Annotated in this window: 21 protein-coding genes; 9 read left to right on the top strand and 12 right to left on the bottom strand. The window is 32.8% G+C overall.

All coding sequences use genetic code 11. From position 1 onward, the window contains the following. Positions 1-174 precede the first annotated feature (174 nt). The 4 genes from ACKTST_RS05420 to ACKTST_RS05405 form a co-directional block, all read right to left on the bottom strand. The gene (locus ACKTST_RS05420) at positions 175-906 is read right to left on the bottom strand and encodes a DUF4294 domain-containing protein (protein ID WP_408046726.1); all 732 of its coding nucleotides are present in this window, start codon (positions 904-906) and stop codon (positions 175-177) included. 105 nt (positions 907-1,011) lie between these two features. Beyond that, positions 1,012-2,265 (bottom strand): aminotransferase class I/II-fold pyridoxal phosphate-dependent enzyme, encoded by a 1,254-nt coding sequence (locus ACKTST_RS05415; protein ID WP_408046725.1) that lies wholly within the window; start codon positions 2,263-2,265, stop codon positions 1,012-1,014. Between the two features lie 133 nt (positions 2,266-2,398). Then, positions 2,399-4,615, bottom strand: a complete 2,217-nt coding sequence (locus ACKTST_RS05410) for a xanthine dehydrogenase family protein molybdopterin-binding subunit (protein ID WP_408046724.1) — start codon at positions 4,613-4,615, stop codon at positions 2,399-2,401. Between the two features lie 12 nt (positions 4,616-4,627). Then, positions 4,628-5,089, bottom strand: coding sequence for a (2Fe-2S)-binding protein (locus tag ACKTST_RS05405; RefSeq protein ID WP_408046723.1), 462 nt, complete (start codon positions 5,087-5,089; stop codon positions 4,628-4,630). Positions 5,090-5,210: 121 nt separating this feature from the next. On the opposite strand from ACKTST_RS05405, the gene ACKTST_RS05400 reads away from it, so the two are divergent. Next, positions 5,211-6,320 (top strand): bestrophin family protein, encoded by a 1,110-nt coding sequence (locus tag ACKTST_RS05400; protein ID WP_408046722.1) that lies wholly within the window; start codon positions 5,211-5,213, stop codon positions 6,318-6,320. A 36-nt stretch (positions 6,321-6,356) separates the two neighbouring features. On the opposite strand, the gene ACKTST_RS05395 is transcribed toward ACKTST_RS05400, so the two are convergent. Together ACKTST_RS05395 and ACKTST_RS05390 are read right to left on the bottom strand one after the other, a co-directional pair. After that, complete coding sequence (locus ACKTST_RS05395) at positions 6,357-7,307, bottom strand: phosphoribosylaminoimidazolesuccinocarboxamide synthase (protein WP_408046721.1); 951 nt, start codon at positions 7,305-7,307, stop codon at positions 6,357-6,359. A gap of 64 nt (positions 7,308-7,371) precedes the next feature. After that, a complete protein-coding gene (locus ACKTST_RS05390; protein WP_408046720.1) occupies positions 7,372-8,325 on the bottom strand; it encodes a PhoH family protein in 954 nt (317 codons plus the stop codon). Positions 8,326-8,444: 119 nt separating this feature from the next. On the opposite strand from ACKTST_RS05390, the gene ACKTST_RS05385 reads away from it, so the two are divergent. The 4 genes from ACKTST_RS05385 to gldG are packed head-to-tail and all read left to right on the top strand — an operon-like array spanning position 8,445 to position 11,991. Beyond that, positions 8,445-9,305, top strand: a complete 861-nt coding sequence (locus ACKTST_RS05385) for an SAM hydrolase/SAM-dependent halogenase family protein (RefSeq protein WP_408046719.1) — start codon at positions 8,445-8,447, stop codon at positions 9,303-9,305. Between the two features lie 4 nt (positions 9,306-9,309). Next, a complete protein-coding gene (locus tag ACKTST_RS05380; RefSeq protein ID WP_408046718.1) occupies positions 9,310-9,606 on the top strand; it encodes a putative quinol monooxygenase in 297 nt (98 codons plus the stop codon). Positions 9,607-9,638: 32 nt separating this feature from the next. After that, on the top strand, positions 9,639-10,358 hold the full coding sequence (gldF, locus tag ACKTST_RS05375) for a gliding motility-associated ABC transporter permease subunit GldF (RefSeq protein WP_408046717.1): 720 nt from the start codon (positions 9,639-9,641) through the stop codon (positions 10,356-10,358). Further along, positions 10,351-11,991 (top strand): gliding motility-associated ABC transporter substrate-binding protein GldG, encoded by a 1,641-nt coding sequence (gene gldG / locus ACKTST_RS05370; RefSeq protein WP_408046716.1) that lies wholly within the window; start codon positions 10,351-10,353, stop codon positions 11,989-11,991. The genes gldF and gldG overlap by 8 nt, the downstream gene beginning before the upstream one ends. On the opposite strand, the gene ACKTST_RS05365 is transcribed toward gldG, so the two are convergent. Further along, the gene (locus tag ACKTST_RS05365; protein WP_408046715.1) at positions 11,988-12,758 is read right to left on the bottom strand and encodes an NAD(P)H-binding protein; all 771 of its coding nucleotides are present in this window, start codon (positions 12,756-12,758) and stop codon (positions 11,988-11,990) included. The genes gldG and ACKTST_RS05365 overlap by 4 nt on opposite strands. Beyond that, complete coding sequence (locus tag ACKTST_RS05360) at positions 12,730-13,395, bottom strand: MIP/aquaporin family protein (RefSeq protein WP_408046714.1); 666 nt, start codon at positions 13,393-13,395, stop codon at positions 12,730-12,732. The genes ACKTST_RS05365 and ACKTST_RS05360 overlap by 29 nt, the downstream gene beginning before the upstream one ends. A 112-nt stretch (positions 13,396-13,507) precedes the next feature. Between ACKTST_RS05360 and ACKTST_RS05355 the strand changes: the two genes are divergently transcribed. The 3 genes from ACKTST_RS05355 to ACKTST_RS05345 all read left to right on the top strand — a co-directional run bounded on the left by ACKTST_RS05355 (position 13,508) and on the right by ACKTST_RS05345 (position 17,511). Beyond that, entirely contained in the window at positions 13,508-14,350 is an 843-nt protein-coding gene (locus ACKTST_RS05355; protein ID WP_408046713.1) for a DUF2911 domain-containing protein, read from the top strand. A gap of 130 nt (positions 14,351-14,480) precedes the next feature. Continuing rightward, positions 14,481-15,005, top strand: coding sequence for a hypothetical protein (locus tag ACKTST_RS05350; RefSeq protein WP_408046712.1), 525 nt, complete (start codon positions 14,481-14,483; stop codon positions 15,003-15,005). Positions 15,006-15,174: 169 nt separating this feature from the next. Continuing rightward, a complete protein-coding gene (locus ACKTST_RS05345) occupies positions 15,175-17,511 on the top strand; it encodes a type IA DNA topoisomerase (RefSeq protein ID WP_408046711.1) in 2,337 nt (778 codons plus the stop codon). 158 nt (positions 17,512-17,669) lie between these two features. On the opposite strand, the gene ACKTST_RS05340 is transcribed toward ACKTST_RS05345, so the two are convergent. Next, positions 17,670-18,344 (bottom strand): TrmH family RNA methyltransferase, encoded by a 675-nt coding sequence (locus ACKTST_RS05340; protein ID WP_408046710.1) that lies wholly within the window; start codon positions 18,342-18,344, stop codon positions 17,670-17,672. A gap of 131 nt (positions 18,345-18,475) precedes the next feature. Here ACKTST_RS05340 and ACKTST_RS05335 point away from each other — a divergent pair, with 131 nt between their 5' ends. After that, a complete protein-coding gene (locus ACKTST_RS05335) occupies positions 18,476-19,159 on the top strand; it encodes an SIR2 family NAD-dependent protein deacylase (protein WP_408046709.1) in 684 nt (227 codons plus the stop codon). Between the two features lie 11 nt (positions 19,160-19,170). Here the strand turns inward: ACKTST_RS05335 and ACKTST_RS05330 are convergent, their stop codons facing one another. From ACKTST_RS05330 to ACKTST_RS05320, 3 genes are all read right to left on the bottom strand, one after another. After that, on the bottom strand, positions 19,171-19,647 hold the full coding sequence (locus ACKTST_RS05330; RefSeq protein WP_408046708.1) for a DUF6495 family protein: 477 nt from the start codon (positions 19,645-19,647) through the stop codon (positions 19,171-19,173). Between the two features lie 70 nt (positions 19,648-19,717). Next, positions 19,718-20,413: a peptidoglycan DD-metalloendopeptidase family protein gene (locus tag ACKTST_RS05325; protein ID WP_408046707.1), complete on the bottom strand. Its 696-nt coding sequence runs from the start codon at positions 20,411-20,413 to the stop codon at positions 19,718-19,720. Between the two features lie 77 nt (positions 20,414-20,490). Continuing rightward, complete coding sequence (locus tag ACKTST_RS05320) at positions 20,491-21,375, bottom strand: anti-sigma factor (RefSeq protein ID WP_408046706.1); 885 nt, start codon at positions 21,373-21,375, stop codon at positions 20,491-20,493. Between the last annotated feature and the right edge of the window lie 51 nt (positions 21,376-21,426).

Genomic DNA, 21,426 nt, shown 5'->3' with positions numbered 1-21,426 from the left:
GCAAATATAGATACCTTTTTTAATCTGACAATGACTTTTTTTGCCTTTTTTTAAAACCTTTTTTTAACCTATTAAAAACTAAAAACTTACACACAAAAAGTTTTTTGATTCTTCTTTTTTGATGTAGACTTATTAGTTGTTTAACACCATTTTTTGAAGTCTGATTTAGTAGAGCTAATTCTTCTTTTGCTTACGTTTTCGCTTCTTACGTATCTTAGCAAACATCGCCTTATACTCCGATACATCTACATAACCCCTACCACTCGATACTATATTCGTATAGTCTTTATCTAATTTTGGCGCTTGATACTCGATAACATCCTCTATATAACCACGCTGTAAGATGTCTTCAATTAAATAATCTTCATTTTCGGTTTCTGGTTTGTATTCGGATTTAAGTGATAACTTAAAAACATTGGCAGTGGTATTATACCAAAAAGCTTTCCATCCACTTCGCAATTCCTTAACATTATCGAAAGCAGTTCTTCCTGTTTGACGATGAATGAGCTTCAATAAAATCCTCCCTTCTGTTCTTGTTAGTTTTTTTAAAGGCGCTGTCATTTCTTCTTCTAAATACTTTTGCACTCTTTTTACATACTCTCTTTTTTTCCTTTTAGATTGAATTCTATCTAAACGAGCATTAACACTATCTATTCTTTTTGAAGCTAAAACAGCATACGGATATGCTTTGAATACTTTTTTTCGTAACCAATAGTAATATAAGATGTCTTTTTTCTCTTTGTACTTTAACTTTGGTAATACAGTAACTTCGTTTAGTTGTATCATTAAACTATCACCTTCTTTTATCAAAAAATATTCATCATTAAAATTAGGCAACGAATCTTTTATCTGCGCTTGTGTAGCAATTGTAAATAATACTATATATATGTAAAGGAGTTTTTTCATGTAATTTTTATGTACAAAAAGGATTCCAAATGTATCATTTCTGTTTTAAAACAAAAAAAACTCATGAGTAATTTCATGAGTTTTTTACTTTATTAAACTTCTGTCTTATTCAGCCATTATAGATTCGGCAACTTTTTTGTAGGTTCCGTTTTCTAATTTCTCGCGAATAGCAGTAAATGCTTCAATAGTTTCGGTAACATCATCCATTGTATGGCGTGCTGTTGGAATTAATCTTAAAATAATTAATCCTTTTGGAATTACTGGATACACAACGATTGAACAGAAAACTCCGTAGTTTTCTCTTAAATCATTCACCATTGCCATAGCTTCAGGAATTTCACCTTTTAAATATACCGGTGTAATACAAGTTTCAGTAGTTCCTAAATCAAACCCAGCATTTCGTAACCCAGACTGTAAAGCATCGGTAACTTCCCATAACTTATCTTTTAATTCTGGTTGCGTACGGATTAAATCTAAACGCTTTAAAGCTCCCTTTACCATTGGCATTGGTAATGACTTCGCAAACATTTGAGATCTCATGTTATATTGTAAGTACTGTACTACGTCTTTGTCTCCTGCGAAAAATGCTCCGATACCTGCCATTGATTTTGCGAAAGTAGCGAAGTATACATCGATTCCATCTTGCACTCCTTGTTCAAAACCTGTACCTCTACCTCCTTCTCCAAGAGTTCCGAATCCGTGCGCATCATCAACCAATAAACGGAAATTGTATTTTTCTTTTAATGCTACAATTTCTTTTAAACGTCCTTGCTCACCACGCATACCAAAAACTCCTTCAGAAACTAATAAAATTCCTCCTCCAGTTTTTTCAGCCATTTTGGTAGCACGTTGTAAGTTTTTCTCACAACTTTCTATATCGTTATGACGATAAACAAAACGCTTACCTGCATGTAAACGAACTCCGTCAATAATACAAGCATGCGTATCTACATCGTATACAATAATATCATCTTTAGAAACTAACGCATCAATTGCTGATACCATTCCTTGATAACCAAAGTTTACTAAATAAGAAGCCTCTTTACCAACAAACTCAGCACATTCTCTTTCTAATTGCTCGTGATATGTTGTATGACCAGACATCATACGTGCTCCCATAGGATATGCCATACCGTCGGTAGCAGCCGATTCTCCATCAACTTTTAATACTTCTGGGTGATTTGCTAATCCTAAATAATCATTGATACTCCAAGTAATTACTTTTTTTCCATTGAAAGACATACGGTTAGAAATTGGTCCTTCTAACTTAGGAAACACATAATATCCTTCTGCTTTATCCGCCCATTTTCCTAAAGGTCCTTTATCTCCTTTAATTCTTTCAAATAAATCTTTAACCATTATTATTTTTGATTTTATAGACTGCGAAAATAGCGTTTTTTAGCAGATTTTCAAAAATTGTATTCTGGCTAATATTTCTAACAATTTTCACCCTTACAAAAACAACAAGAAATACTTAACAATTAATAACTTTTTACCCTAAAATATTTGATTTCAATTCTTCTATGAAAGGCTGTTTATACAATCTTTTACCTAGTGCTTTATGAATTGCATTAGCTACAGCACCTCCTGCTGGTGGTAAACCTGGTTCTCCCAAACCAGTTGGAGATAACTCGTTCTCTACAAAATGAACTTCTACCTCGGGAGTTTCATTCATTCTTATCAATCTGTAGTTATCAAAATTTCTACTTGAAGGCTTACCATCTTCAAAGGTAAGATTACCATACATTGCATGTCCAATACCATCAATTACCCCTCCTTGAACTTGATTGATAGCACCTGTTGGATTTACAACTATACCACAATCTACCGCAGCTACAACTTTTATTACTACTGGGACTCCTTCTTTCAACTCTACTTCCGCTACTTCTGCTACATGAGTATTGTGACTATAATATGCCGAAAAACCTTGATAAACTCCTTCTTTGGTTTTACCCCAATTACCTTTATCAGCTGCTAAACGGATAGCATCTTGCATTCGCTTCCCTGAATATTCTATTCTTTTATCTTCAGTGTTTTTTACATTCTCTAATAAATCTAAGCGTAATTGAACTGGATCTTGATTTAATTCAGCTGCTAACTCATCAAAAAATGATTGCTCTGCATATCCTAAAAAGTTAGTATAAGGTGCTCTCCAAGCTCCTGTTGAAATGTTACTTCTATAATTTGCTGTAGATACTTTGTAGTTTGGAATACATCCTGCTGGAAAGAAATTCGGTATTAAATCATACATATTACCATTAATAGCAGCTTCTTTTAAATGATATCCTGTTACTTTACCATCTTTTATTGATGCTGCAATTCGATATTTGATTGCGGGACGATAAATACCACTGGTTACATCCTCTTCTCTAGTTGAAACCATTTTTACTGGCTTTTTAATCTTATCTGAGATTTCTAATGCTTCATATACAAAATCACCATAGAGCCTTCTTCCAAAACCACCTCCCATTCGAGTCATTTCAACATGAATCTGTTCTAAATCTCTTCCCAACATTTCAGATGCTACTTGCGCTGCATATTCTGGTGTTTGAACCGGACCTACTAAATGTACTTTTTGCGGAGTAACATTTGCAAAAAAGTTCATCGGTTCCATACAGTTATGAGGTAAAAAAGGAGAATGATACGTACGTTCTATAACTTTATCTGCCTCTAAAAATGCTTTAGTAACATCACCGTCTTCTCTCATGACATTAAACTCGTTGCCATCTAGCAAACTTATCAGCTTTTCATCATGAAACTCTGTATCTTCTAGTTCTGAACTTGTCTTCCAAGTAGCTTTAATAGCTTTAGCTCCTTTAATTGCTGCCCAAGTATTTTCAGCTAAAACAACAACTTTATCAGTTTTTGTTAATTTGAAAGTCCAGTTTCTTTTTTCCGACTCAATAAAATTTCTTGCTTTTTCACCAATGGTTATAACATCAATAACTCCAGCTACTTTTTTTGCTTCGGTGGCGTCGAACGATTCTAATTCTTCTCCAAAAGAAGGTGGTCTTACCACTGCAGCATAAGCCATTCCTTCCTCTTTATAATCCAATCCGAAAAGAGATTTACCAGTAACTATTTTATCTAAATCAACATTTATCGCATCCTTTCCTATTATAGAAAATTCTGAAGGCTTTTTAAGCGTTATATTTTCAGGGATTTCTAATACAGCTGCTTCTTTTACTACTTCTCCATATCCTAATTGTTCTCCATTTGCATTTGTAATTATACCTTTTGATGCTGAACATGTTGTAGCATCAACACCCCATTTTACAGCTGCAGCATTAATCAACATTTGTTTTGTAGTTGCTCCAGTTTGTCGAAGCGCATCCCAACCCCTTCTAATAGATTGGCTACCTCCTGCTAATTGTCGGGTGTAATTTTTAGTATCTAATGGAGCTTGAACGACATGTACTTTATCCCAATCAACATCTAATTCTTCAGCAATAATCATTGGCATTGTTGTTTTTACCCCTTGCCCAATCTCAGGATTTGGAGCAAAAATAGTTACATAACCTTCATCAGAAATTTTAATAAAAGCATTGAAATCATTAAAATTTAGATTTTCTATATCTACCGATGGTTTTACATTTGGTTTACATGCTGTAAATAAATTAAACCCAATCATAATTCCCCCTCCTGCTAGTGCTGATGTTCTTAAAAAATTCCTTCTACTAAATGTAAACTTGTTTTCTTGTGTATTCATGATTGAAAAATTTTAAGACATTTTTTCAGCCGCTAAAGCAACAGCTTTTTCTATTCTATTATACGATGCACAACGACATAAGTTACCATGCATTGCTTCTCTGATTTCTTCTTTAGTAGGGTTTGGATTTTCTTTTAAAAAAGATGCAGCAGTCATAATTTGTCCTGCCTGACAATATCCACACTGTGGTACATCAACCTCTTTCCAAGCTTCTTGCAACGGGTGATTTCCTTCTTGAGACAAACCTTCAATCGTTGTAATTTCTTCGTTTGATAACATTGAAACTTGTAATTGACAACTTCTCATTGCTGTTCCGTCAACATGAACAGTACATGCTCCGCATTGAGCTATACCACATCCGAATTTAGTCCCGACCATATCGAGTTCATCGCGTAAAACCCATAATAATGGCGTATCAGTATCTGCTGTAAATGACACTGATTTTCCGTTAATTTTTAATGTATAATTTGGCATTTTTAAGGTAGCTTTTAGAATCCTTAAAAGTTACGAAAAAATCTAATACCTTTTTTAGGAATATAAATGTAAACTTGTTTTTGTATTTTTAGTTCATAACTAATTAACTAAAAATACTTTTATGTATACAAAAAGAAATTACTCGCTAAAAGACATGTTATCATGGACTAGGCGATATATTTATATTTTTTTAATCTTATCTCTTATACCTGTTATTTTATATACTGGTTTGCGTTGGTACTGGTTACACTTACCTTGGCTTCCAATTGGTTTAGTAGGTACAGCCTTAGCTTTTATAATTTCTTTTAAAAACAACGCTTCGTATGACAGATTATGGGAAGCTCGTAAAATATGGGGTGGCATTGTAAACGCTTCTCGTTCGTTTGCTATAATGACAAGCGATTTTATAACCAATGAGCATGCTAGAGAAAAACTATCAAAAGAAGAGCTTTTTAAAATAAAAAAGCAACTAATCTTACGTCATGTAGGCTGGATGACTTCTTTACGACATTCACTACGAGCACCAAAACCTTGGGAGATTTCTTACTTTAACAAATCTGATAGAGAATATATTGATACTCGTTTAAACATTAAAGAGCATAAAAACTCTTTAGAGGAGGAACTCAATGGATATGTTACTGATGAGGAAAAACAATTTATTTTACAGCAACGAAATAAGCAAGGGGCTTGTTTAAAGCTACAATCAAATCATTTACGTGAATTAAAAGAAAAAGGATATATCTGGGAATTTGCCTTTTTAGAAATGGAAAAAATGTTGGTTGAATTTTTCGCTCTTCAAGGAAAAGCTGAACGTATAAAAAACTTCCCTTACCCTCGTCAATTTGCCACATTGAATCGGTTTTTCATTTGGATTTTTGTATTTCTATTGCCATATGGAATGATGCACGAGTTTGATAAAATTGGAAACGAAGTGGTTAAATTAGCTCAAAGCTGGAAACCTTATCCAGAAGGAGGATATCATCATTTAATTGAATTAATTGGCGAACATTTTGTATGGTTTACAATACCGTTTAGCGTAATTATTTCTTGGATTTTTCACACAATGGAACGAATTGGAGAAGTTTCTGAAAACCCTTTTGAAGGTACACCGAATGATATACCAATTACCACCATGTCTCGCGGAATAGAAATAGACATTCGTCAAATTATTGAAGATGACCCAAATGATATTCCTGATCCAATTGAAACAGTCAACGATGTTCAAATGTAAAACATAAAAAAGCCTGATTTCTCAGGCTTTTTTATTTTATCTATTTTGTAGAAATGTTGTAACGTTCTTTTCTATTCTTTCCAGTACATTTTCGGTATTTGCTTTAACAAAAGTTTCTCCTGTAATTTGCTCGTACAATTCAATATACCTATTTGAAATCTCTAAAATCTTTTCATCAGACATTTCAGGAATTTGCTGTCCTTCTTTTCCTTGAAATCCGTTTTCAATTAACCACTGACGCACAAATTCTTTTGATAATTGCTTTTGCTTCTCTCCTTTTTCTTGACGCTCTGCATATCCATCTTCATAAAAATAACGAGAAGAATCTGGAGTGTGAATTTCATCTATCAATACAATTTTACCGTCTTTGGTTTTTCCGAATTCGTATTTAGTATCTACTAAAATTAAGCCTCTTTTAGCAGCTAACTCAGTTCCTCTTTCAAATAGTTTTCTTGTATAGTCTTCTAAAACTAAATAATCTTCTTCTGAAACAATCCCTTTAGCTAAAATATCTTCACGAGAAATATCTTCATCGTGCTCTCCGTTATCTGCCTTAGTAGACGGTGTAATGATTGGTGTTGGGAATTTATCATTCTCTCTCATTCCTCCAGGCATCGTTACACCACAAAGTGTTCTTTTTCCCGCTGCATATTCTCTAGCTGCATGACCTGATAAATAACCACGGATAACCATTTCTACCTTAAAAGGTTCACACAAATGCCCTACAGCTACATTTTCATCAGGATTTGCTAATAACCAATTAGGAACAATATCTGAAGTATCGTTCATCATTTTTGTAGCAATCTGATTTAAAATTTGCCCTTTAAAAGGAATTTGACGTGGTAAAATAACATCAAAAGCAGACAATCTATCAGAAGCAATCATTACCAATAACTCATCATTGATATTGTAAACTTCTCTTACTTTGCCTTTGTAAACTGACTTTTGACCCGAAAACTGAAAGTTAGTTTCGTTAATTGTATTCATTTGTTTGTTGTTGTGTTGTTGTCGCGCAAATGTAAACTAATCAGCAATTACAGACAACTAAAAACTACTCGGTTTCAATTCCTTTATAAGCCCCTATGATTTTCTTTACTAATCGATGGCGGATTACATCATTATCGTCCAAATAAACCTGTGCAATTCCGTCTATATCTTTTAAGGCTAATAATGCTTCTTTTAATCCAGAAATTTGCCTGCGAGGTAAATCTATTTGACCTGGATCACCCGTAATAATAAACTTTGCATGCATACCCATACGCGTTAAAAACATTTTCATTTGTGCATGGGTTGTGTTTTGAGCTTCATCTAAAATAACAAAAGCATTATCTAAGGTACGACCACGCATAAAAGCAAGCGGAGCTATTTGTATGGTTCCGTTTTCAAGATATGCTTGCAATTTTTCGTGCGGAATCATATCTCTAAGTCCGTCATATAAAGGTTGCATATACGGGTCTAATTTCTCTTTTAAATCTCCTGGAAGAAACCCTAAGTTTTCACCCGATTCTACTGCTGGTCTTGTTAAAATAATACGTTTAACTTCTTTTTCTTTTAATGCTTTTACTGCTAACGCAACCGCTGTATATGTTTTTCCAGTTCCTGCGGGTCCTACCGCAAATAACATATCATTTTTTTGCATTAACTCAACCATTTTACGCTGATTGGCAGTTTGCGCTTTTATTAACTTACCGCTTACTCCATGTACTAAAGTATCTTTTGCGTTGCCAGATTTACGAACCTCTTCTTCTTTTCCTGTTGATGTTAAAATACGTTCAATACTATTTTCATCCAATTTATTGTATCGATTAAAGTATTTAATCAGCATTTCTAAACGTTTTTCAAATTCGTCTAAAATTTCAGCTTCACCATAAATTTTTAGTTTATTTCCTCTAGCAACTATTTTTATTTTAGGAAAGAATGTTTTTAACTGCGCTATTGTACTATTCTGCGCTCCAAAGAAATCATTTGGATTGATTTCTGTCAATTCAATAATACGTTCGTTCAAATGATTAAAGTTTTAAGATTATTCCCTCTAAAAATAATGATTATTTTTATCGAATTATGTAGTTTTGTTTAAAATTTCAGCATAATTTTTCACAAATTAATTAACAAACACGCAACTTAATGTCTCTCATTACATTAACTACTGATTTTGGAACTAAAGACCACTTTGTAGGTGCTGTAAAGGGAGCTATTTACTCAGAACTACCCGATGCTAAGATTGTAGATATTACGCATCATATTACTCCTTTTAACATTACAGAAACGGCTTATATTTTAAAGAATGCTTATAAAAGTTTTCCTGATAAAACCATTCATGTAATAGGGGTTGATTCTGAATTAAGTGCACACAATAAACATATTGCTTTAGAGCTAGATAATCATTATTTTATTTGTCCTGATAACGGATTAATTTCAATGATAGCTTCAGAAATAAATCCTACCAAGATTTATGAAATAAACATTCACGATCGTATTGAAAGTAGCTTTCCCGTGTTAGATGTTTTTGTGCAAGTAGCCAGTCATATTGCTCGTGGCGGAAGTTTAAGCGTTATTGGTAGAGAAATTGATTCGTACAAAAAGATTGTTGAAATTCAGCCAAAGGTAAACGAACAGCAAACCATCATTTCCGGTGGTGTTATTTATATTGATAACTACGGAAACGTAATTACCAACATTAGCAAAAAGCAATTTAATACCATTGGCAAAGGTCGTGAGTTTAAAATTACCGCAAGACGGTATGCTTTTACCAAAATTTTTAGCAGATACAATGAAATTGTAGATTATTCGATTGAAAATACTGGACAATATGACGGTGAAAAACTTGCTATTTTTAACTCTGCTGGTTTTTTAGAAATTGCTATTTATCGTAGTAATTTAAAAACTGTTGGTGGTGCTTCAACACTTCTTGGATTAGCCTATCGAGATACAATTACTATTGAATTCTTAACCCCAATAAAACCTGAATTTACACCTATAAATTAGTCTTATGTTTGTACGCATCGTAAAAATGAGTTTTCAACCCGAAAAAATTGAAGAGTTCTTAAACAACTTTAACACCAAAAAAGAGTTTATACGAAATTCATCTGGTTGTCGTTTATTAGAACTGTATAGAGACAAAACAAATCCGAATGTTTTTTTCACCTATAGTTACTGGGAATCTGAACAAGATTTAGAAAACTACAGAAATTCTGATTTATTTAAAGGTGTTTGGGCGCAAACCAAAATACTATTTAACGACAAACCTTTAGCTTGGAGCGTTGATAAAGTAGAATCTCTTAAATAAAAATACATCCAAAACACTAAACAATTATACATTTGTTAGCACTATTAAAAAAAGAATTCAACTCATTTTTCGCATCACCAATTGCTTATTTAGTTATTGGGGTGTTTTTACTCGTGAACGGTTTATTTTTATGGGTATTTAAAGACAACTTCAATATTTTAAATGCAGGTTTTGCAGATTTAAACAGCTTTTTTTATTTAGCCCCGTGGTTATTCTTATTTTTAATTCCTGCAATTACCATGAAAAGTTTTGCTGATGAATTTAATAGCGGAACTATCGAGATTTTAAAAACCAAACCACTTACCGACTGGCAAATCGTACTGGGTAAATTCTTTGCTTCGCTATTATTAGTAATTATAGCTTTAATCCCTACGCTAACCTATGCATATACAGTATATCAATTAGGAAATCCTATTGGTAATATAGATGTAGGTAGCACAATAGGTTCGTATTTAGGGTTGTTATTTTTAGCAGCTACCTATACTGCGGTTGGATTGTTTACTTCTACCCTATCAAAAAATCAAATTGTGGCGTTTATTGTAAGTGTATTTATCACTTTTGTTTTGTTTTACGGATTTGACGCTGTAAGTTCTTCTTTAGGAAACTCAGGATATACAATTCAGCAATTTGGTATGAATGAACATTTCAAAAGCATTAGTCGCGGTGTCGTTGATACACGCGATGTTATTTATTTTATAAGCGTTACCGTTTTCTTTTTATTCATCACTAAACAACAGTTAAAAAATGAATAAGAAATTACAACATATCGTATTTGCTTTTATCGGATTGTTCCTTGTAAACTATCTAGCCAACGCAGTTTACAAACGTTTCGATTTAACACAAGACAAACGCTATACTTTATCAGAAGTAAGTGAAAGCATAATTGAGAAGATAGATGCTCCGCTTTCTATAAATGTGTATTTAGAAGGAGATTTCCCTGCGGAATTTAAACGTTTACAGATAGAAACTCGTCAGTTTTTAGAAGAGTTACAAGCAACAAACAGCAATATCCGTTTTCGTTTTATAAATCCAGATAATATTCGAGAACAATTGGTAAGAAAAGGAATGATTCCAAGCCAATTAACTGTTGAAGAAGACGGAAAATTATCTGAAGCTATTATTTTTCCTTGGGCAGAAGTTATTTACGGAAATAAAGGAGAATTGATTTCTTTACTACCTAACTCTATTGCAAAAACACAAGAAGCACAATTACAAAACGCTATTGAAAAATTAGAGTTTTCTTTTGCGAATGCACTGCACAGCATCACTCAAAAAGAAAAACAAAAAATTGCGGTTTTAGCAGGTAACGGTGAGCTTCAAGACATTTATCAATATAGTTTATTGAGTGAAATCGGTAAAAAATACCGTTTGGCAAAATTTACATTAGATAGTGTTGCTAGCAATCCACAAAAAACCTTAAACGATTTAAAGAAATACGATTTAGCAATTATTGCAAAACCTACCGAGCGTTTTTCTGAAGAAGAAAAATTGACTCTGGATCAATTTATTACAAATGGAGGGAAAAGCTTGTGGATGTTAGATAACAACTTCGCTGACACCGATAGTTTATACAATGAAGGAAGAATGTTAGCGTTTCCTCGCGATTTGAATTTAACCGATTTATTATTTGGTTATCAAGTTCGCGTTAACAATATGCTGATTCAAGATTTGTACTCTGCAAAAATTCCGTTAGCAACAGGAAATGTAGGTAATCAAGCACAATTTCAACATTTAAACTGGTTTTATCATCCGTTAGTAAATGGTAATCCTAATCATCCGATTACAAAAAATGTGGCTCCGGTTCGTTTTAGATTTACAACACAAATTGACACCTTAAAAGGAAACCTAAAAAAAACGCCATTATTAGTAACTTCGGTACTTACAAAAAAAGTTGGAACGCCTAATTTTGTAGAGTTACAAAGTATTGCAAAAGAGCCACAAGAAAACGAGTATGCGTCTGGACCACAATTGTTAGCCGTTTTATTAGAAGGTAACATTCCTTCTGCGTATAAAAACAGAATTAAACCTTTTGAAACTTCTAATTTTATTGAAGAAAGCAACTCAAACAAAATGATTGTAATTGCTGATGGTGACGTAGGAAGAAATCAAATTTTAAAAGGAAAACCTCATGATTTATCATTGGATAAATGGACAGGGGAACAGTTTGGCAACAAAGAATTTTTAATCAACGCGATTGATTATTTGTTAGACGATTCTGGATTGATTCAACTACGTAACAAAACAGTTCAAATCAATTTATTAGACAAACAACGAGCATTTACCGAAAAACGTTTTTGGCAATTTATCAATATCGGAATTCCGTTACTTTTACTTGCTTTATTTGGTTTTGGTTTTACCTATTGGAGAAAAAAGAAGTATTCCTAAATAGCTAACAAATCATCGTGTTTAAATTGATAATCTAATTGTTTTATCAATTTATTAGAGTTTATAATTTTATAAGCTGCTGTAGTATTATCAAACTCTGGAAGTGATTTTCCAAGGCTTTTTTTAGCATTTATATAAAATTCTTTTCTCGTTGGATGATGATTAGAACAAGCATTGAACACTTCTCCGAAAGTATTATTTTCTATTATCTTTTCGATAATTGCAATACAATCCTCTCGATGAATCATATTAACATAACCATTTGGATTTGGAACTTTTTTATTTGAAAACCAATTTCCAGGATGCCTATTTCCTCCAAACAAACCAGCAAAACGGATAATCGTTGTTTTAAAATTCGTGTTTTTAATAAACAGCTTTTCAATGGTATCTAGAGGAGAATCTACCGTTTCATCTTCTTCGGTCATTTCTTTATTCAAACTCGGATATACTGAAGTAGAACTAATAAAAACTACTTTTTTAATTGTTGATTTTTCTATTTCTGAAATTAGCCTTTTAAAATCATCTATACTTTTTGAGGTAATCGCGATAACTAAAACCTCAGAATTTAAAAACTCTGTAAGCTCATTTTCTTTAGAAATATCTACCAAAAATGGTTGAATACCAACACTTTTTAAGTCTCCTACTTTCTCTTCAGAAGTTGTTGAACCTTTAACGGTACATTCATTATTTATTAGACTTATCGCTAATTCTTTTCCTAACCATCCACAGCCTAAAACACTAACATTTTCCATCACAACACGTATCATCTTTAACTAATTTACACGAAATAACTGCTAACAAGGCTCCTAAAAACGGAGCAATTAAATATAACCATAAATGCTCTAAATGACCTGAAACTAGCGCAGGAGCAATAGAACGAACAGGATTCATAGATGCCTTAGTCATTGGACCTGCAAACATCGCTTCCAACAAAACAACTCCTCCAATAGCGATTCCTGCCATAACTCCCACTTCCTTACTTCCTGTAGAAACATTTATAATGGTTAACATTAAAAAGAACGTTAATAATAGCTCTAAAATAAACGCTCGCCAAGGTTCTGTCGACGGAATTGTAGCTCCGTAAAATTCACTTTCTGGAAATAACACCCAAAGAATTCCACTTGCTAAAATAGCACCTAATAATTGCGCAATAACATACTTCGGAACTTCTTTCCAAGAAAACTTTTTAGCATAAGCAAAAGCAACCGTTACTGCGGGGTTAAAATGTGCTCCAGACGTTTCGCCAAAAGCATAAATCATCGCCATAACAATCAAACCCCAAGTAATAGCTACTCCAGTGTGGGTTAAATCGGCTCCGTTAGTTATTTCACTAACCGTCATTGCACCTGTTCCGCAGAAAACTAACGCAAACGTTCCTATAAATTCAGAAATATATTTTTTCATCTATGCAAATATCTATTAAAATAAACAGATAGCATTTTAAGTTTTTGTTAACATTAATCCGTTTAATTCCTTGTAATTTTAGCCTAACTAAATTAAAAACAAATCAACCATCATGAAAAAAATACTTTTAAGTTTGTTTGTTGTAGCCTTATCAACAACTATCAATGCACAATTAAAAACACCAGCTCCGAGTCCATCAGCTAAATTAGAGCAAACGGTAGGTTTAACCGATGTTTCTGTTGAATATTCAAGACCAAGTATGAAAGGAAGAACCATTTTTGGTGATTTAGTTCCTTACGGAAGCCTTTGGAGAACAGGAGCCAATGCGAATACTAAAGTTACTTTTAGCGACGATGTAACTATCGACGGAAAAACCTTAAAAAAAGGAACTTACGCTTTATATACTAAACCAGGAAAAGATTCTTGGGAAGTTATCTTTTATTCAGATGCTAATAACTGGGGAACACCAAGAAAATGGGACGATGCTAAAGTAGCGGTATCTACAACTGCTAAAGTTGATGCAATGCCTATGAAAATTGAAACGTTTACCATTACTATTGATGATTTAACAAACGATTCTGCTGTATTAGGTATCTTATGGGAAAACGCTTATGTTGGTGTGAAGTTTAACACACCAACTGACAAGGCTGTAGAAAAAAGCATAGCACAAGTAATGGGAGGTCCTTCTGCTGCTGATTATTTCTCTTCTGCCGTGTACTATTTACAAGAAGGAAAAGACGTTAACAAAGCTAAAGAATGGATTAACAAAGCTGTTGATATGACTAAAGATCAACCTCGTTTTTGGTACTTACGTCAGCAATCGTTAATCTTAGCAAAAGCTGGAGATAAAAAAGGAGCAATTGCTGCTGCAAAAGCTTCGTTAGCGGGTGCCGAAAAAAATGGTAACGCTGATTATGTAAAAATGAATAAAGAGTTTTTAGCTGAAATGAAATAAGCTTTAACTTTTATTACAATTAGAAAAACTCGCCAATGGCGAGTTTTTTTATGCTACTATTTTCTATTTTAGTAGCTCTTAAAAATTGCAATTTAACACGAGAAATCTTTATATTCAACTTAACAAAAAAATGACTTTAGATAAAGATGAAATAATATTTAAAGAGATTAAACACAGAAACTTTCTTCCTTTTAGACAAGAAGATTGGGCTCGTCTTTTGTTTATTCCTTTTATGATATTTGGCTTGTACATATTTTTCAAAAACCAAGATTATTTTGGACTTCTTTTCGCAATTCCTAACTTAATTATACTGTACAACCTTACCATAAGATGGATGAAAATTATACGAACTAAATACTTTCTCACCAATAAAAGGCTGATTATTTTTAACACAAAAAAAGAAGAAATTGAATATAGTTTTTGTTATTCAGATTTCCCTAAAATGACATTAAGAGAAAACGCTTATAATTATGGATATATAATAGTTGGAGAATTAGAAGAGTTAATAGAAGGACCTGACACTCCTTTTAGATTCCCTGTGAGAACTGGAATGAATTTAAAAGACCATAAAATAGTAATTGATAATATTCCAAATGTAAGACATACATATAACTTAATACTTGAAAAAAGTAAAACTTCAATTCATAATCTATAACTCTAATCATCTTTATAAAACCACACTATTTATTTCTTAATAATTTAGTAATTTCGACTTTCTAAATTGTATTGTAAATACTCAAATTTAATGGTCAAACTAGGATTTTGTTTCCAATTAATTTACAAATATTTACATAACCATTAATTGTTTAAATAGACTCTTTTTAATGAAAGTTTGTATCGCCGAAAAACCGAGTGTAGCCCGTGAAATTGCCAATATCTTAGGTGCCAATACCAAACGAGATGGTTATTTTGAAGGAAATGGGTATGCGGTTACGTATACGTTCGGTCATTTATGCACGCTTTTAGAACCTAAAGATTATAAGCCTCATTGGAAAAGTTGGGATTTAAACAATCTGCCCATGCTTCCTGAGCGTTTTGATACCAAAGTCACGAACGATAGCGGGATTCAAAAACAGTTTAAGATTGTAAAATCTTTATTTGAAAAAGCCGATGTGGTTATCAACTGCGGGGATGCGGGACAAGAAGGAGAACTCATTCAACGTTGGGTAATTAATCAAGCAAAGTATAAAGGTAAAATTCAACGTTTATGGATTTCTTCCCTAACTGAAGAAGCCATTAAAGAAGGTTTTGACAATCTTAAAAACAACGACGATTATAACAATTTATACTATGCTGGCTATTCACGCGCTATTGGCGATTGGCTATTAGGTTTAAACGCAACTCGTTTGTATACTGTAAAGTTTGGCGGCTACAAACAAGTATTATCTATCGGTAGAGTGCAAACTCCTACCCTAGCTATGTTGGTAGATCGTTATAAAGAAATTCAAAATTTTAAACCTGAACCGTATTGGGAATTGCAAACTTTGTATCGCGATACACTTTTTAGTTGCGAAGAAGGACGTTTTTTAAAGAAGGAAGAAGGACAAGCGTTTGCCGATAAAGTAAAAGAAAGTGATTTTGAAATCACCTCAGTTACTAAAAAGAAAGGAAAAGAATACGCTCCAAAACTATTCGATTTAACAGGATTGCAGGTATATTGTAATAATAAATTCGGATTTTCTGCGGATGAAACTTTAAAAATTGTGCAGAAATTGTATGAAATGAAAGTGGTTACTTATCCAAGGGTAGATACGACTTTCCTTCCAAATGATATTTATCCTAAAGTTCCGAATATTTTAAAAGGTTTAAAGCAATATGCAACCTTAACCCAACCACTTTTAGAAAAAAAAATACGCAAATCGAGTAAAGTTTTTAACGATAAAAAAGTTACCGATCACCATGCGATTATTCCTACAGGAATAGAAATCAACTTGCAATACAATCAGCAACAAGTATATGATATTATTGTTCGTCGTTTTATCGCAGTTTTTTATCCTGATAGCGATATTTCAAACACTGCAGTAATTGGTGAAGCGGATAAAGTTTCATTTAAAACTACTGGAAAAGAAATCATCACCAAAGGTTGGCGAGAAGTTTTTGAATACGGGAAAGAACCTAAAAAAGATACCGAAAAAGATGTTTTACCAACCTTTGTCAAAGGTGAAAAAGGACCACACGAACCTTCTTTTTTAGAAAAAGAAACCAAACCACCACGTAACTATACCGAAGCTAGTTTGCTGCGTGCTATGGAAACCGCAGGAAAACAGGTTGACGATGATGAAATGCGTGAACTAATGAAGGAAAACGGTATTGGTCGTCCTTCTACTCGTGCAAGTATTATTGAAACCTTGTTCAGAAGAAAATATATTGAACGTCAAAAAAAACTGATTATTCCTACTAAAACAGGAATTGATTTGATTGATTTAATTGACAACGAACTCTTAAAATCTGCTGAATTAACAGGACTTTGGGAAAAACGTTTGAAAGAAATTGAACGTGGTGAATACAGTGCTGGTCATTTTATTAATGAAATGAAAAAAATGGTAGATCGTTTGGTATATGAAGTGCGTTCTAACACCAAATCTGTGCGATTATCTGCCGAGAAAAATACCAGTTCTAAGTCAGTAGTTAAAAAGAAAAAAGCTACTTCTAAAAAGAAAGAAGTTGTGGGTAAAACCTGCCCTAAATGTAATAACGGACACTTATTAAAAGGAAGTAGTGCTTACGGATGTTCTGAATACAAAAATGGATGTAATTTCACACTTCCATTTGAGTTTATGGGTAAAAAAATATCTGAGAGTCAGTTAATCCGATTACTAGATAAAGGATGTACTACTAACTTAAAAGGGTTCAAACAAGACTCAGAAAAAGTGGAAGGTTTGGTTCGTTTTGATGATAATTTCAATTTAAAATTAGAACAAAAAAAAGGAGTTACCACAAAAGAAGAGATTACTTCGTCGCAGACTCCTCGTAATGACAATAAAAAAATAACCTGCCCAAAATGTAGTAAAGGAACTATTTTAAAAGGAAAATCTGCTTACGGGTGTTCTGAATACAAAAACGGGTGTGATTTTGTATTTACTTTTCAAAGCATTAAAAAATTGGCTAACGGACAACCATTAACCAAAGAATTAGTACTTAAAATTTTAAATTCTAACTAAAACCAGCTCGTCATTGCGAATGAAATGAAGCAGTCTGTTAATAAAAAAGATTACTTCGTTATAAACTCCTCGTAATGACACTACTTTTCTTCATTACGAACAAAGGGAAGCAATCTAAAACAAAAAGATTACTTCGTCGTTAACTCCTCGTAATAAAATTATTTGTTAAGTTCTTTATAGTAGTACTCAATTAACTTTTCAGGATTTTTAACTGTATTTTTTATCCATTCAAAATACAAGTTTCTTTTTTCATCGTCAGATAACTTCCAATCAATATTTTGTTGTTTCATTCGAGTAGTAACATCTTGCAAAATAATTGCTGCTGCTACTGATATGTTTAAGCTTTCGGTAAAACCAACCATTGGTATTTTTAAAAATCCATCTGCTTCTTGTTTAATATAATCTGAGATTCCTTCTTTTTCAGCACCAAAAACAAAAGCTGTTTTTTTGGTTACATCAAAATCAGACAGTACGCACGAATCGGTATGAGGTGTAGTGCCAATAATTTGATACCCTTTTGCTCGTAAGTCTTGCAAACAGGCTTGGGTATTATCTCCGTCTTCTTTATAGCGATTGATATCTAACCATTTTTGACTTCCCTTTGCTACGTGTTTTGAAACCTTATTTACAAACCTGTTTTCTATAGCATACACATCTTGAATACCAAAAATATCGCAACTTCTTACCACTGCACTTGCATTGTGTGGCTGATAAATATCTTCTAAAACTACTGTGAAATGACGTGTACGTTCGTTTAAAACTTGCTCAAACCTTTCTTTTCTTTCTTCAGTAATATACCCTTCTAAATAGGTTAATAATCCTTCATCAATCATACAGCAAACATACTAAAATTTCATATTTTAGTTTCATGAAACCCTCATAGAGGGATTAGGTAAAACCTAAGATAAATACCACTATAAAAGTAAACAATTAAATATTAATTAGTTAACATAAATTTAAACGTATGAAAAAACGTTTAGTAGTATTAACCGGGGCAGGTATAAGTGCCGAAAGCGGATTGAAAACTTTTAGAGATTCAGATGGTTTATGGGAAGGTCATGATATTTATGAAGTTGCCTCACCTGAAGGTTTTAGAGCAAATCCTGCATTAGTGCTCGATTTTTACAATCAACGAAGAAGGCAATTATTAGAAGTTTCTCCAAACAAAGCTCACTATAACTTAGCGGCGTTAGAAACTATTTTTAAGGTAGATATTATTACTCAAAATGTTGATGATTTACACGAACGTGCAGGAAGTTCTAACATAATTCATCTTCATGGAGAATTGTTAAAAGTAAGAAGTACAAAAAATGAAAATTTGGTATATCCTTGGCAGAAGGATATTGTTTTAGGTGATACTTGTCAGCAAAACGCACAACTACGTCCGCATATTGTTTGGTTTGGAGAAGATGTTCCTTTATTAGAAAAAGCAGCTGAAATTACCTTACAAGCTGATGTTTTAGTGATTATAGGAACTTCTATGCAAGTATATCCAGCCGCAAGTTTGATAAATTATACACAACCAAACATTCCAATTTATTTTATCGATCCAAAACCCGCTGTAAACAAAAACGACTTCAATAACTTAACTATTATTGAAGACGTTGCGAGTTCTGGAACTGATAAATTATTAGATTTTCTCTTATAAATTTGTACCGTTTAAGATTCTTTTGAGGTTAAGCGATTGAAGTACTCGTATAATTCTCCTTTAGAAATAGTACTTCCTTTTTCAATCAAATCAAATAATTCAGTATTTCTTTCTTCTTTGTAGGCTTTTGATCCTCTTAAATATTCGATAGTTTCGTCTTGAGCATTTTTTAGCAACCACTCGAAACCTTCTTGCTCTAAAACATTTACTTCTTTAGCTATCGTTATAACAATTCGATGAATTTCTTGTTCTTCACATTTAAACAAATTCACCATTTTTGGTGAAAAATGCTCTAAATATTCAGTCCTAGTAAGTACATCATCCCAAACAACATCACTAAACACATTCATTTCGTCTTCAGCAACCTCTGGTTTTTCCTTTTTTAACGCATCCCATTCTTTTTTATCGATGTTTTGAGAAGCTAAAAAGCGAGCAAACTCTTTGTGTAATCCTTCAAATTGTTCTTTAGTAAGTTGTCTATATTTCAAATGTTTAATTTTTAGTAACTAACTCTTAATTTATTCGTTTCCACAAATTAGAGTATTAATCATATTCTACTTAATCCCTAATGAGGGTTTCATTTGGCAATTTTAGTAATAAATTAGGATTAGGGCAATTCTGTTTATAAAATTCCAACATCTTTTTAGAAGAAACTCCAGGATAATCTCCTTTATAATCTTCGATATCTATAATTAATTGAAAATGTAAATGCGGAGCGTAATCTCCATTCACAGAACTATCTCCCAATGTTCCAATTTTTTCACCTTGTTTTACTTTTGTTCCGATAGAAATATTTTCTAAGGATGCTAATGATAAATGACCATATAAAGAATAAAATTCTTTTCCATTAATTGAATGTTTAAGAATAATTGTTGGTCCGTAATCTCCATAGTTTGTATTGTTTTTAAAACTATGGATTTCTCCATCTAAAACTGCTAAAACAGCAGTTCCTTCATCACACCATAAATCAATACCTAAATGAATATTACGTTGATTTTCTTCCGATAATTTATTAAAATGTTCACTTCTACTATAAATATCTCTAACTTCCAAATAACCTCCAAAAGCAACAGTTTTATTATTCTTTTGAAGAAAATCGTTTACGTATTTTTCCCATTCTTTAGAGGATGAAACATCAAAAGTTAGTTCTTGGTTAGATGCTGCTATTGAAATTGGATAATATTTGTTAAATGAGATGTTAGCATCTACAACATGTAATGGTTTTTCTGAAATATTATTTAAAAAATCTATCATTAGTATCTTGTATAAAAAGAGTAAGAGCAACCAAAGATAATTGATTACTCTTACATCTGTAAATTACACAAATTATTTTATCTAGTTACATTACCGCTAATTTCTTTTACAGGTCCTGCTCCCATCGTAAACGTTACATGATCATTAGCATCTGCTGGTACACCATGCGCTAATGGTTTTAATGTAAATGGTTTTGGGCTATTGTCTGGATTTGGTTCAACAGAAATTACTGTGGTTGTACCTCTTAAATCCGTTGGAAAAGTTAATCCTGCTGGAGCATTTTTAATATAATCTTCTCCTGGATATCCTGGTCCATTTCCCATATCACCTTTAAAAGTTGATGTAGCTGCATTATCATCTGCCATATCTACAGCTGTAAATGTTCCCGTGCTAACAGGTGTTCCGTTCATAACTACCCAACCTTCATATTTCCAACCTGCTGGTAATGTTGGCAAAGACAAACCTGTAGCTGGACTTCCTCCTGCTAAATCTAAAAACCAAATTCCGCTTCTTTCATTGTTCATCATTCCATCCGTTGGGGTTGCTAAAATGTATTTTCCTGTTGAGCTAGAAAAATCTCCAACCATATTTTTTGATGAAACCGCAGCATTAGTTCCTGAGAAATCTCCTGCTAAAATCTTGGTTGCAGCTGGTGCTGGATCTGAATCGTTTGTTGGCTCTATTGATAAAACAAACTTACTTGCTGCTGCTAATTGTAGTCTATCAACCTCGAAAGAAGTTTTAGATAATTTTCCTGAATCATCAACAGTAAACACTCCTGTTGAAACTGGTGAACCATTAACAATAATCCAACCTTCATATTTATAATCACTTCCTAAATTTTCTAAACCATCAATATTTAATGTTAAGTTTGAAGTTGTAGGAATTTTGTCATCGTCGTTGTTACAAGCAGTGAAAATTAACGTACTTACCACTGCTAAATTTAAAAGCATTTTTTTCATTGTTTTTGTAGTTTAAATTTTACAAAAACAAAGTTATTTTGGTTACTTTTA

Origin of the sequence: Tenacibaculum crassostreae (assembly GCF_964512405.1) — a bacterium.
Taxonomy (GTDB): domain Bacteria; phylum Bacteroidota; class Bacteroidia; order Flavobacteriales; family Flavobacteriaceae; genus Polaribacter; species Polaribacter crassostreae.
This window is presented reverse-complemented; position numbering and strand designations above follow the sequence as displayed.

What these genes read in the sequence shown, in the direction of transcription:
- ACKTST_RS05420 (WP_408046726.1), bottom strand. Translation starts at nt 906, where the DNA reads ATGAAAAAACTCCTTTACATATATATAGTATTATTTACAATTGCTACA.
- ACKTST_RS05415 (WP_408046725.1), bottom strand. Translation starts at nt 2,265, where the DNA reads ATGGTTAAAGATTTATTTGAAAGAATTAAAGGAGATAAAGGACCTTTA.
- ACKTST_RS05410 (WP_408046724.1), bottom strand. Translation starts at nt 4,615, where the DNA reads ATGAATACACAAGAAAACAAGTTTACATTTAGTAGAAGGAATTTTTTA.
- ACKTST_RS05405 (WP_408046723.1), bottom strand. Translation starts at nt 5,089, where the DNA reads ATGCCAAATTATACATTAAAAATTAACGGAAAATCAGTGTCATTTACA.
- ACKTST_RS05400 (WP_408046722.1), top strand. Translation starts at nt 5,211, where the DNA reads ATGTATACAAAAAGAAATTACTCGCTAAAAGACATGTTATCATGGACT.
- ACKTST_RS05395 (WP_408046721.1), bottom strand. Translation starts at nt 7,307, where the DNA reads ATGAATACAATTAACGAAACTAACTTTCAGTTTTCGGGTCAAAAGTCA.
- ACKTST_RS05385 (WP_408046719.1), top strand. Translation starts at nt 8,445, where the DNA reads ATGTCTCTCATTACATTAACTACTGATTTTGGAACTAAAGACCACTTT.
- ACKTST_RS05380 (WP_408046718.1), top strand. Translation starts at nt 9,310, where the DNA reads ATGTTTGTACGCATCGTAAAAATGAGTTTTCAACCCGAAAAAATTGAA.
- gldG (WP_408046716.1), top strand. Translation starts at nt 10,351, where the DNA reads ATGAATAAGAAATTACAACATATCGTATTTGCTTTTATCGGATTGTTC.
- ACKTST_RS05365 (WP_408046715.1), bottom strand. Translation starts at nt 12,758, where the DNA reads ATGATACGTGTTGTGATGGAAAATGTTAGTGTTTTAGGCTGTGGATGG.
- ACKTST_RS05360 (WP_408046714.1), bottom strand. Translation starts at nt 13,395, where the DNA reads ATGAAAAAATATATTTCTGAATTTATAGGAACGTTTGCGTTAGTTTTC.
- ACKTST_RS05355 (WP_408046713.1), top strand. Translation starts at nt 13,508, where the DNA reads ATGAAAAAAATACTTTTAAGTTTGTTTGTTGTAGCCTTATCAACAACT.
- ACKTST_RS05350 (WP_408046712.1), top strand. Translation starts at nt 14,481, where the DNA reads ATGACTTTAGATAAAGATGAAATAATATTTAAAGAGATTAAACACAGA.
- ACKTST_RS05345 (WP_408046711.1), top strand. Translation starts at nt 15,175, where the DNA reads ATGAAAGTTTGTATCGCCGAAAAACCGAGTGTAGCCCGTGAAATTGCC.
- ACKTST_RS05340 (WP_408046710.1), bottom strand. Translation starts at nt 18,344, where the DNA reads ATGATTGATGAAGGATTATTAACCTATTTAGAAGGGTATATTACTGAA.
- ACKTST_RS05335 (WP_408046709.1), top strand. Translation starts at nt 18,476, where the DNA reads ATGAAAAAACGTTTAGTAGTATTAACCGGGGCAGGTATAAGTGCCGAA.
- ACKTST_RS05325 (WP_408046707.1), bottom strand. Translation starts at nt 20,413, where the DNA reads ATGATAGATTTTTTAAATAATATTTCAGAAAAACCATTACATGTTGTA.
- ACKTST_RS05320 (WP_408046706.1), bottom strand. Translation starts at nt 21,375, where the DNA reads ATGAAAAAAATGCTTTTAAATTTAGCAGTGGTAAGTACGTTAATTTTC.